This window comes from Shinella sumterensis, assembly GCF_004514425.2.
GTDB classification, from domain to species: Bacteria; Pseudomonadota; Alphaproteobacteria; order Rhizobiales; family Rhizobiaceae; genus Shinella; species Shinella sumterensis.
Genome location: NZ_MYFN02000034.1, coordinates 1 through 11,103, shown reverse-complemented (window position 1 = coordinate 11,103; position 11,103 = coordinate 1). Strand labels below are relative to the sequence as shown.

The 11,103-nt window shown below is 58.7% G+C and carries 10 protein-coding genes and 1 pseudogene; 6 read left to right on the top strand and 5 right to left on the bottom strand.

Annotated features, from left to right (window positions below):
- Window positions 1–568 (top strand): lipoyl synthase (locus tag B5M41_RS26450; protein WP_230640378.1); only part of this gene is annotated, 568 nt, incomplete at its 5' end.
- A gap of 47 nt (window positions 569–615) precedes the next feature.
- Here B5M41_RS26450 and B5M41_RS26445 read toward each other — a convergent pair.
- From B5M41_RS26445 to B5M41_RS26430, 4 genes are all read right to left on the bottom strand, one after another.
- On the bottom strand, window positions 616–1,230 hold the full coding sequence (locus B5M41_RS26445) for a hypothetical protein (protein WP_134653009.1): 615 nt from the start codon (window positions 1,228–1,230) through the stop codon (window positions 616–618).
- A gap of 133 nt (window positions 1,231–1,363) precedes the next feature.
- Window positions 1,364–2,065, bottom strand: a complete 702-nt coding sequence (locus tag B5M41_RS26440) for a hypothetical protein (RefSeq protein WP_134653007.1) — start codon at window positions 2,063–2,065, stop codon at window positions 1,364–1,366.
- A gap of 30 nt (window positions 2,066–2,095) precedes the next feature.
- Complete coding sequence (locus tag B5M41_RS26435) at window positions 2,096–3,766, bottom strand: glycerol-3-phosphate dehydrogenase/oxidase (protein WP_134653005.1); 1,671 nt, start codon at window positions 3,764–3,766, stop codon at window positions 2,096–2,098.
- Window positions 3,763–4,800 (bottom strand): alcohol dehydrogenase catalytic domain-containing protein, encoded by a 1,038-nt coding sequence (locus tag B5M41_RS26430; RefSeq protein ID WP_134653003.1) that lies wholly within the window; start codon window positions 4,798–4,800, stop codon window positions 3,763–3,765. The genes B5M41_RS26435 and B5M41_RS26430 overlap by 4 nt, the downstream gene beginning before the upstream one ends.
- Before the next feature lie 426 nt (window positions 4,801–5,226).
- Between B5M41_RS26430 and B5M41_RS26425 the strand changes: the two genes are divergently transcribed.
- From B5M41_RS26425 to B5M41_RS26405, 5 genes are all read left to right on the top strand, one after another.
- Window positions 5,227–6,174 (top strand): substrate-binding domain-containing protein, encoded by a 948-nt coding sequence (locus B5M41_RS26425; RefSeq protein ID WP_134653001.1) that lies wholly within the window; start codon window positions 5,227–5,229, stop codon window positions 6,172–6,174.
- Window positions 6,175–6,225: 51 nt separating this feature from the next.
- Window positions 6,226–7,716 carry a sugar ABC transporter ATP-binding protein gene (locus B5M41_RS26420; protein ID WP_134652999.1) on the top strand — a complete coding sequence of 497 codons (1,491 nt, stop codon included), beginning with the start codon at window positions 6,226–6,228 and terminating at the stop codon, window positions 7,714–7,716.
- A gap of 20 nt (window positions 7,717–7,736) precedes the next feature.
- Window positions 7,737–8,726 carry an ABC transporter permease gene (locus B5M41_RS26415; RefSeq protein ID WP_134652996.1) on the top strand — a complete coding sequence of 330 codons (990 nt, stop codon included), beginning with the start codon at window positions 7,737–7,739 and terminating at the stop codon, window positions 8,724–8,726.
- Between the two features lie 92 nt (window positions 8,727–8,818).
- Complete coding sequence (locus tag B5M41_RS26410; protein WP_167719506.1) at window positions 8,819–9,754, top strand: sugar-binding transcriptional regulator; 936 nt, start codon at window positions 8,819–8,821, stop codon at window positions 9,752–9,754.
- 136 nt (window positions 9,755–9,890) lie between these two features.
- A complete protein-coding gene (locus B5M41_RS26405; RefSeq protein WP_134652992.1) occupies window positions 9,891–10,847 on the top strand; it encodes a carbohydrate kinase family protein in 957 nt (318 codons plus the stop codon).
- 60 nt (window positions 10,848–10,907) lie between these two features.
- Here the strand turns inward: B5M41_RS26405 and B5M41_RS26400 are convergent.
- Window positions 10,908–11,103 (bottom strand): annotated as a pseudogene (locus tag B5M41_RS26400) (IS6 family transposase); the annotation flags it as partial.

Genomic DNA, 11,103 nt, shown 5'->3' with positions numbered 1-11,103 from the left:
CGATCTGGACGACGGCGGCGCGGAGCACTTCGAGAAGGTGATCTGGGCCATTCGCGCGGCGTCGCCGCTGACGACGATCGAAATCCTCACGCCCGATTTCCTGAAGAAGCCGGGCGCGCTGGAGCGTGTCGTCGCCGCCAAGCCGGATGTGTTCAACCACAATATGGAGACCGTGCCGGGCAATTACCTGACGGTGCGTCCGGGCGCGCGCTACTTCCACTCCGTGCGGCTTCTGCAGCGCGTGAAGGAACTGGATCCGACCATGTTCACCAAGTCGGGCATCATGGTGGGTCTCGGCGAGGAGCGCAACGAAGTGCTCCAGCTGATGGACGACCTGCGCACGGCCGATGTCGACTTCCTGACCATCGGCCAGTATCTCCAGCCGACCCGTAAGCATCATGCCGTCATGAGCTTCGTGACGCCCGACGAGTTCAAGTCCTACGAGACGGTGGCCTATTCCAAGGGCTTCCTGATGGTGTCGTCGAGCCCGCTCACCCGCTCCTCGCACCACGCCGGCGACGATTTCGCAAGGCTGAAGGCGGCAAGAGCCTCGCGAAAGAGCCATTGAACCGACGCCAGCCTTAGCCGGCTCAAGTTGCCGGCAGGGGGCAATCCTTACTCGTCGTCCGCCAGAAGCTTTTCGCCAGCAGCCGCTTCCAGCATGGCCGCACGGGCTTCAGGTAGATCCGGCATTGTCCAGTTCGGTTCTACTCCGAGGAAGCGGTCAAGAAACGCGATGGCGTAGGCCGGCATCTCGTGCGTGTTTTCTCGGAACGACCACCAAGTGCGCAGGTCATCGACACAGTCCGACAGATGGAGCGGCTCGCCGAGTTCCTGCAGGTGAACGACGCTGACGGCACTGATGCAAAAATTGGTGTAGAGGAAGCCTTCCGGCCAGAAGGCGATCGTTTCAGGCAGATCGCCGGCGTTCACGGGAAGTCGCACGGCGGCGGGGTCGGCCTTGATCAGCTCCCGGAGCATCAGGCCGCCCGAGAACTTGATGAAATCGGCTCGGTTCACATTCGCCAAGCGCTTTTTTTGCTCAATGGTTTCAACCCAATCAACGAAAACCTTTGCAAGCACTTCTTCGTTGAAGGTGGTTTCCAAGCGGTAGCGTTTATCGAGTGCCTTTACACATGAGGCGAATGTCCGGCGGAACCACCTGAGCTGGCGCAGCCGATGACCGAAATCCGGCAGTGCACTCATCTCGCTCTGTGTGAGGATTTCCATCCTGGCACCTATATCCGCAACATTGCTCTGAAGTCCCTACGGCGAAGCAGATCGGCGATCACTATTGGAAACTTCGGAAGAGACCTCATCCGTACAAATATCTGATTTCCAAGTCAATTGTTCCGCTCTCGGTTCACGCCAGATGACCGAGAAGAACGGCAAATGTCGCGGCAAGAGGCTCCCTCGGTTTCTCCACCTTCAAGTGTCCCTCGATGGTTTCTAGACGGGTGCTTGCCAGCAGCAACGCGTCCTCAACCAGCGACGAGGCTTCTTCCTCCGGGAGACGTCCTTTGTTTGCCAGGCCGAAGAGGAGAGCAAGCGCGACATACTGTTTCAGGACCAATGGCATCCCGGCATCCTCGCGAACATCAACCAAGGGATTGCACCGCACCAGTGCCACCAGCAGTTCGGCGCACCGCTCCTCGGTGCGTGCGGACATGGTGCAGCGTCTTACCACGTCCGCCTGAATATCCGCGACCCGACCTTTCAGGATAAGCTGGTTGGACCGCGCGATAGCGGCAATGGCCTTGAGGCCTTTGTAGATATCCTCCTGCAAGGCGCCCGATTGATGGGCAGCGTAGTCTTCCAGCGGGAGGAAACCCCGAAACGCGCCCGCGGAGGGGCGCACAGTGGTTTCGACTGCACTCATGACGCTGTCCACGGCACGGAAAGTCTTGCCCAGCAGGCGGTCGAATTGGGGCAAAGCTTCAGGGAGGGCCGGTGGCGCAAGGTTCGGTCGTTGCGCATCCGATCCGAGCATTCGCACCAGATAACGCACGCCGCGCAGCTGATCCCCAACGCTCTGCTTCAGATCCTTCCCAACAGACGACGACATGAACACGCTCCTCCGATTCAGCTTTCGATATTATGAAATCGTCATGCCGCGAGAATGACACGTTTGCAGAGTTGCGTCGATTTCATTCTGCCGGCGTTCTGCGTCCCAGCCCAGCGTATCCGCGGCAATCTCTGCTGCTTCGGCCACGACGGCGGCTGAAAGGCGGCCGGACAGGGCGATGTCGGTGCGCCGGAACAGAAGGTCAGTCAACCGGCAAACGCATTCATTGCGGCAAATCCAGGCGAGCTCGAAACGGCCATAAGCTGGAATTGAAACCAGCCTCGTCTGATTGTTTTCGGCCCCGATCAACGTTGCCCGCGTCCCATAACGATGAAGGAGATCGGCCGCCGTTTGAAGCGAGCCCGTCGCCTTTGAGAGGTCGTCGGCAAATCGAGTGATACCCGCGTCGTTCATTGGGAAACCCCGCCCCCCGCCGATGGGCAGCTCCTGCGTCGAACGCAATCGGGCACGGCCCAGGAGACGAAGCACAAGATCCGCTGCCTCTTCGGAGAAGCCGCGGTAGGTCGTCCACTTTCCGCCGATAAGAGAGAGCACGGGTGTGTTCGCGCCCGGGATCACATCTTGGGCGATCGAGTGATCGCGGCTGACGGCGCCGGGATCGACACCTTCGGTCCGTGGCAGCGGGCGAACACCGCAATAGGTCATCACGATTTCGTCCTGCCGTATCTCAATGTCTGGGAAAACCTCACGTGTCACGTGGGAAAGGTATTGGCGCTCTGTGTCGTCGCAGACCGCAAGGTCGGGATCCTGGACGGGAATGTCGGTCGAGCCGACAAGGACATTGCCCATGAAGGGATAGAGTAGGTTGACGCGTCCGTCCGCGGAGCCAAAATAGACCATCCGGCCGCCGAGCGCCTCGTGGAGTCTCTGGTTGCGAACGATCAGGTGCGAACCCTTGTTGCCGCCCATGTGCTGCGAGACGATGCCGAGCTTGTCGTTGACGGCATCGATCCAAGCGCCGCCGGCATTGATCACGATGTCTGCGGTCACGGCGACGCTTCGACTGGACAGTCCGTCCGTCAGCGTTATGCCACCGCTGCCGTTTCCTGAAACCGAGACGTAGTTGAGTGCCCTGGACTCTGGATTGTCCTGAATGCCATCGAGGAGAAGCTCGAGGCCCAGCCGCTCCGCATGCGTGATGCGTCCTTCATAGTAGATTCCGCTGGCAACAGCTCTCTTTGTCAACTCGGGCATGACAGACGCCATCGAGCGTCGCAGAAGCATGCGGTGATTGGGCATTGTGCGGAAATGCCGCCCGAAGAGATCGTAGAGCCTCAACCCGATTTCGGTGATGATCGCGCCGCGGTCGTTCAACGTCGCCTTCAGTCGAAAGAACCGTTTGATCGACGGAACGATCCCGCCGAACCACGAATAGACCGGTAGTACGGTCTCGAGGGGTTTGACGTAATGCGGTGCGTTCTTCAGGAGTAGGTTGCGCTCCATGGCGGATTGGCGAACGAGCCGGAATTCGCCGGTCTCCAGATATTTGATGCCACCATGGATGAGACGCGACGGGGCAGCGCTCGCGCCCGAGCAGAAGTCGTTCTTGTCGATCAGCAGGCAGTCGATACCCTGGGCGGCCAAATCACGGAACAGGCCACATCCATTGATGCCGCCGCCGATGATCAGCACCGGATAGTGTGACCTTACCGTATCCAAGCGGGACGCATCCATCGTCATGGATTGACGACAGCGACCTTTACGGCGCTACCCTTTTCGGCGGTTTCGAGTGCCGCCCCGATGTCCTTCAGCTCGAAGCGGTGCGTCAGCATCGAATCGACTTCGATCTGGCCGGCGGCGATCATGTCGAGGGATTTTTCGAACTGGAGGCGGTTGAGCCCGAACGAGCCGGTGACGACGAGTTCGTTGTAGTGGATGAGATTGACATCCATCGTGGCCATGTCGGTAGACGAAAAGCCGGCGAACAGACTGATTTTTCCGCGGTGACGAACGAGCGAAAGTGCGTCGTTTGCAAGCTTCGTCACGCCGATCGCCACGATAAGCTTGTCCGCTCCCAGCCCCTTCGTGTGCTGGCGCACGATTGAATTCAGGTCCTCGTTGACGGGATCCACGACGATGTCTGCGCCCGCCGCGATTGCCGCGTCGCGTCGTGAAGCGCTTGGCTCGCTGACGATGATTTTCGCGGCGCCGGAGTGACGTGCAAGCTTTACGTGAAGCAGTCCGATCGGGCCGGAGCCCAGGATGACGACGCTATCGCCGACTTCGACGCTGATCTTTTCCTGACCATTGAGAACGCATGAAAGCGGTTCGACGAGCGCTGCCTTTTCCCAACTCAGGTTCGCGGGAATCTTGAACACATTGCGCACTTCGACCGCCCTTGCGGGAATTCGGATGTATTCGGCAAACGCACCGTCGATCTCGTATCCAATGGCGGTCAGGTTTTGACAGATGTTCTCATAGCCGCGCTTGCAGTAGTCGCAATAGCCGCAAGGGATGGCAGGGCATACCGCAACGGCATCACCGCAGGAGAAATTGCTGTGGCCGCCATTCTCGACGACTTCGCCAGCGAATTCGTGCCCGAGGATTGAGGGATAGCGCACGCCGGCTGTTTTCCGCCCGCGGAAGATGCGGATATCGGTGCCACACACGGTTGCCGCCTTGATGCGAATGAGGAGGTCGCCGGTGGAAAGCACCGGATCGGCAACCGTTTGGAAGAGCAGTTCGTTTGGCGCTTTGAGCAAGCCCGCTTTCATGGGATCCTCCCGAAAATGTTGCACATATGTGATATTGAAAATGCAAATATGCAAGACAAAACGGCAGATGCGCCGAAAATTTCTTGGACTTGACTGCGTTTATGGGTTGAACGAAGGCCTTCTCGATCTTTGCATTTACATTTTTTATAATTAAAACATCCTATTATGAGGGCGACGGTTCAGCAGCCGGCGAAAATGGTTGACAATCACTCACGTTGATGAACATTTAGATTTGTCTGAATATAAATGTTCTTTTGTTCAGGCTTGGGAGGAGAGTGTTGCTGCGCGCTTTTCGGCGGGTTAACCCGCCGTGGGGGATTGGGAGGCGTCGAGGGCGCCGGATCGAATGCAGCGCCGATTTTCTTCGATTTCTGGGAACTCACGCCGCAGCAGCGGCGGTTAAAAGTTTCAACTGGGAGGTTAGAAATGAAACTGTACAAACTTCTTATCAGCGCAGGTGTAATGTCGATCGTCGCAGGGGCCGGCGCCTACGCGCAGAGCCAGCAGGACCTCATCAAGCCTATCGACAAAGAGCTGACATTCGTCTTCATCCCGAAGGTCATTCACCCCTGGTATGACGTTGTTGCCGAGGGCAGCAAGTTTGCTGCCGAAGAATTTGCGAAGTCCGGCATCAAGGTCAATGTTATCTGGGATCAGCCGCCGCAGGCGGACGTCGCTGACCAGAACCAGCGCATCGAAACCAACATCGGCCGCAAGCCGGACGGTCTCGCCGTCGCGTGCCTCGATCGGGCAACGAATGTCCAGCTTCTGACGGAGGCCAAGGCGGCCGGCGTCAACGTCATGACGTTCAATTCCTTCTGCGATGAAAAGTTTCCCTTCGTCGGCCCCAAGAGCAGCTACCAGGATGGCTACGACCTCGGCGAATTTCTTGCCAAGCACCTGAACGGCAAGGGCAAGGTCGGCATTCTCGCCGGCAGCCTTACCGCGTCTGACCATGTTGAACGCATTCAGGGCTTCAAGAAGGCGCTTGAAAGCCATCCCGACATGCAGATCGTGTTCGAACAACCCGACGACGATATCCTCGAAGAAGCGGTTACGCTGACCGAAAATGCGCTTCAGGCGAACCCGGACATCGCCGGCATCTTCGGTTCGAATGCGTCGAACCCAATCGGCGCAGCCCGTGCCGTGAAGAATGCAGGCTTCGCCGGCAAGATCGCGATCGTCGGCATGGACGATCTTCCGGAGGCCGTCGATGCCGTCTGCGATGGCACGATCACCGCGCTCAAGGCTCAGCGCCAGTGGGACATGGGCTACTGGACCGTGAAGTACCTCGTCGCCGCAAACGAGAACCACACGATCCCGATGTTCCACGACACCGGCTCACGCTTCATCACAAAGGAAGATTGCAAGTAAACCCCAATATGGCGGAGCGTGTATGGCGCGCTCCGCTCCGGAGACGCCGTTATGGCAAAGTACATCTTTGAGGCCAGGGACATCTGCAAGTCGTATGGCGTCGTCCATGCGCTCAAGGGCGTTTCGATCGGCATCGGCGAGGGCGAGGTCCACGCTATAATCGGCGAAAACGGAGCTGGCAAAAGCACGCTGATGAGTATCTTCTGCGGCAAGCTCAGGCCAACGTCGGGAACGCTGCATCGCAACGGCGAACAGGTTTCGTTCGGCCGTCCGCTCGACGCGCAGAAGGCCGGCATCAGCATCGCGCCGCAGGAAATCAACCTGGTGCCCGACCTCACGGTCGCCGAAAACATCATGCTGGGCGCTCATGAGACGTCCGCAATAGCGATCAATTGGAAAAAGACATGGGAGCAGGCAATCCAGCATCTGCTCGAGATCGACGAATCCATCGACGCGAGGAGCAAGGTTTTCAGGCTGAGCAAAGCGCAGCAGCAACTGGTGCAAATCGCCCGGGCCGCTGCGACCTCCGCACGCATCCTCATCCTCGACGAACCGACGGCGACCCTGACCTCGCGCGAAACGGACAAGCTTTTCGATTATATTCGACGCTTCCGGGCCGGCGGTGGCGCGGTATTCTATATTTCCCATCGCCTGGACGAAATCCTCGAACTCTCCGACACGATCACCGTGCTGCGCGATGGCGCCTATGTCGGTGAACTTGATCCCAAAGCGACGACCAAGGAAGAAATGGTGCGGCAGATGGCCGGGCGCGTGGTCGGCCGTGGCAACCCGGCGCCTCATGTCGGTATCGAGAAGCGTGATGTCGTCCTCAAGGTCGATGGCCTGACGCGTCTTGGCGAATTCGAGAATGTAAGCTTCGAAGTGCATCGTGGAGAAATCCTTGGTGTTTCCGGGCTTGTCGGTGCCGGTCGTACCGAGGTGGCAAAGTGCATTTTCGGCCTGACTCAGGCCGATGCCGGCACGGTCGAGCTGTTCGGTGAGCCCTTCGCGAACCGCAGCCCCCTAGACTGTATCGCCAAGGGTCTCGTTTACCTGCCGGAAGAGCGCAAGCAGGAGGGCATATTCCCGCTGCTCAGCATCACAGAGAACATGAGCATGCCGTCGCTCGATCGGTTCGGGGGCGTGTTGCACATGCGCACGTCCGATATGTTGCGCGAAGTCGATGGCTTCATCCAAAGGCTTCGTATCAAGCTCTCGTCGCCCTCCGATCCGATCACGAGCCTCAGCGGTGGCAATCAGCAGAAGGTCATCATCGGACGCTGGCTGATGCGCAATGCCCGCGTACTGATCATGGATGAGCCCACGCGTGGCATCGACGTTGCCGCGAAATTCGAAATTCAGGCCGAGCTGCGGCGCTTTACCGACAAGGAAGGGCTTTCGATCGTCTTCATCTCTTCGGAACTCGAAGAGGTTCTCGACGTGTCCGACCGCATCGTCGTGATGCACGAAGGCAAAGTGAAGGGAATCCCGACCGCAGCAAGCGCAACGCAGGAATCGCTCCTGCAGCTTGCCATGAGCTAGGCACCGGAAGGTCACAACCAATGACAAACGACATCACCGTTACCTCCACCCCTGCCCGGACGAAGCGTTCGGGGCCATTAACGCGGTTCTGGCAGTGGGAAGCCAGCGGCATTCTCGTCGCTCTCATCGCTCTGATGGTGGTCCTTTCCTTTGCAACGGACAATTTCCTGTCGACCTACAACATGTCCGTCGTCGCACGTCAGGCGGCATTCGTCGGCCTGGTGGCCCTGGGGCAGACACTGGTGCTGCTCGTTGGTGGCATCGACCTTTCCGTCGGGGCGGCGGCCGGCCTTTCCGCGATCGTCGGATCCCTGCTGCTCACCATGTTCGGTGTCCATCCCTACATGGTCATCCCGCTCACCATGATCTTCGGCATGTGCCTTGGCTTCGTGAACGGGTTCTTTGTCGCCGGCTTGCGTCTCAATCCATTCATCGTGACGCTTGCGACCTGGGAGATCTTTGCGGGCCTGACGATGGTTATCACCAAGGGCTATCCCATTCGACCACTCGGGGAGACGTTCGGCGTCTTCGGCAAGGGTGAGATCCTCTCCGTCCCGATCCCCGTGCTTGTCTTCATCGCCTGCGGTATCGTTCTCATCTGGCTGCTTACCCAAACCAAATTCGGCCGCAACATCTTTGCCGTCGGCGGTAATCGGGATGCGGCGGTACTCGTCGGCATCCGCGCGAAGTTTGTCGAGTTCATGGTTTTCGGACTTGCCGGAATGTTTGCGGCTCTCGCGGGTATCTTGTTTGCAAGCCGCATGGATGCGGGGCAGCCGTCGGTGGGCGAGGGCTGGCTGATGGGTGCGATCACTGCGGCTATTCTTGGCGGCACCAGTCTGCGTGGCGGGCAGGGGTCCATTGTCGGCACCATGCTCGGCGCTATGCTCCTGACCGTGCTTGCCAATGGCACCGTGCTTCTGAATGTCTCCGGCTTCTGGCAGCGTGTCATCGTCGGGGGCGTCGTTCTGATCGCGGTGCTGGTCGACCTCTTCCGCCGCCGCAACTAACGAGCCAAGCGTTGTTTTCCGACTTGTGGCAATCGAATGCGCCGTCATTTATAGGCAGACTGGAACAATTTCGAACAGAGAGTGTGAAAGTAGTGTCTGATCTCAATGATGATCTGCGGACCAGGGCGGCCTGGCTCTACTACAAGGAAGGGTTGACCCAAGATCAGGTCGCCCAAGAGCTTGGAATGACACGCACGCGGGTGCTCCGCATGCTGGCCGCCGCCCGGCTGGACGGGACCGTGCAGATCCGCGTTCTTTCGAAACACAGCCATTGTGTGGAGCTGGAGCGCGAACTGGAGCGGAAGTTCAAACTGGAACGTGCGATTGTCGTGCCGGTGCCTCAGAAACCGGACATGGTTCCGGAAATCATCGGCACGGTACTCGGGGAGTATCTGACTGACCTGTTGAGCGAAAACATGACGATAGGGCTGGGATGGGGCAAGACGCTGAGCTCGTGTCTTCCTTCCATCCCGCAACAGCAGCATGCCGGTGTTTCGGTCGTCTCCTTGCTGGGCGGGTTGACGAGGGTCAGCACGTTCAATCCATCCGAGTTCGCCTGGCGTCTTGGCGACAGGCTCTCGGCGGAAAGCTATCTCATCGCGGCACCCGTCTTCGCGCCGGACGCGCGAACGCGTGAAGCTTTGCTTACGCATCCGGGCATCCGAGAGGTTTTTCGGCGTTCGGAGAACTTGGACGTGGCTATTGTCAGCGTCGGCGACCTGTCGCCGACATCGACTTTCGTGAGCTACGGCCTGCTCGAAAAGGAAGAAATGGTATCGCTGCAACGGGCCGGCGCCATTGGCGACATCCTTTGCCGGTTCATCGACGCCGACGGTCAGATTGTAGACCATGACGTCAACCGCCGGGTTGTTGCCGTCGACCCGCGGGCGTTGCGGACATCACGCAAGATCGTGCTTGCATCGGGTGGTTGGCACAAACTGGCCGTGTTCAGGGCCGCGATGAAACTACTCTCTCCGCATGTGATCCTGACGGACGAGCAGGTGGGAGAGAGACTGCTCGACGGTTAGCGCGCCGGGCGGGAGGGGTTCGAAATTTCAATTTAGGCCATGTGGCGACCCGGGTGGATTGCCGCAAGGGAGAGTTGTGCACGCAAATCTGAAGTGAAAGCAGCGCAAAGCGCTCACTTTCAGGAGGAGAAACATTATGACCTACGACTACACCTCTATCGGTTTCTACACCTTCGATTGCCTGGGGCGCCCTGTCACCGAGATCCCGCCCGGTGGAAGCACCTATTTCATTGAGGAATTGACGATGGCCGTATCCGGCGCTGCCGGCGCGGCGGCCGTTGTCGCCGCGAAGTACGGGATGAAGGTTCTTGCCGTCGGAGGCATTGGCGATGATCTGATGGGGGACTGGGTCATTCGCCGCATGGCGCAGTTCGGCATCGATACATCCATGATGCAGCTCTGCCCGGGTGTCGGGACGTCATCGTCCATCGTGACCACCCGCCCGGATGGACAGCGACCGGCATTACACATGCGCGGCGCCACCGGCGCTTTCGTGATTGCCGAAGACGACTATGACAAGGTTCTCGATGCAAAGGTCGTCCATATGGGCGGGACCGGTCTCATGGACAGGATGGACGGTGAGCGGAGCTTCCGCTTGATGGCAGAAGCTAAACGGCGCGGTAGTGTCACGACCCTCGACGTTTTTGCGGCGGATAGGAAGGACATGGCGAATGTTGCCGGCCTCCTGCCTTATACCGACTATTTCATCCCTTCGATCGAGGAGGCGCAGGCCCTCTCCGGCCTGAAGACGAAGGAGGACATCGGGCGCTATTTTAATGATCTCGGAGTGCAATGCACCGTGATGACGATGGGCGAGCATGGCGCATATTATCATCATGTCGATGGCACCCGCTTCCACATGCCGGCCTTCGACATCGACGTCATCTGCACTTGCGGTTGCGGAGACGCCTTCAATGCGGGATTCACAGCCGGCATTATCAATGGCCTCAACCCTGAAGAAACGACCCGGCTTGGTCAGGCCTCGTCTGCCCTGAATGCGTCCGGTCTCGGGAGCCAGGCTGGTATCGTCGATCTTGAGAGTACATTGGCGTTTCTGGAGCGTGCGCAGGTTAAGAAGCCTCACGCAGCATAAATCCATTGGGCGATGTCACGTTGTTTCATCAATGATGAAGCAAGGTGTGTGTCTGAGAAATCAGGCACTCGCGCCGGTCACGGCTTTCCACTGGGCTATAGCGCGGATCCGATGAATGTGGGTGGCCAGAGCTGAGCGTTTTTGATGCGGTGCGACGAAGAGATTTCGAACTGCCGAAAAGATCGATACGAAGCGTTGTAAGCCGCCGACTGATCGAAATCTCTGCATCATCCGTTCTCGTTTTCGCAATGGTACG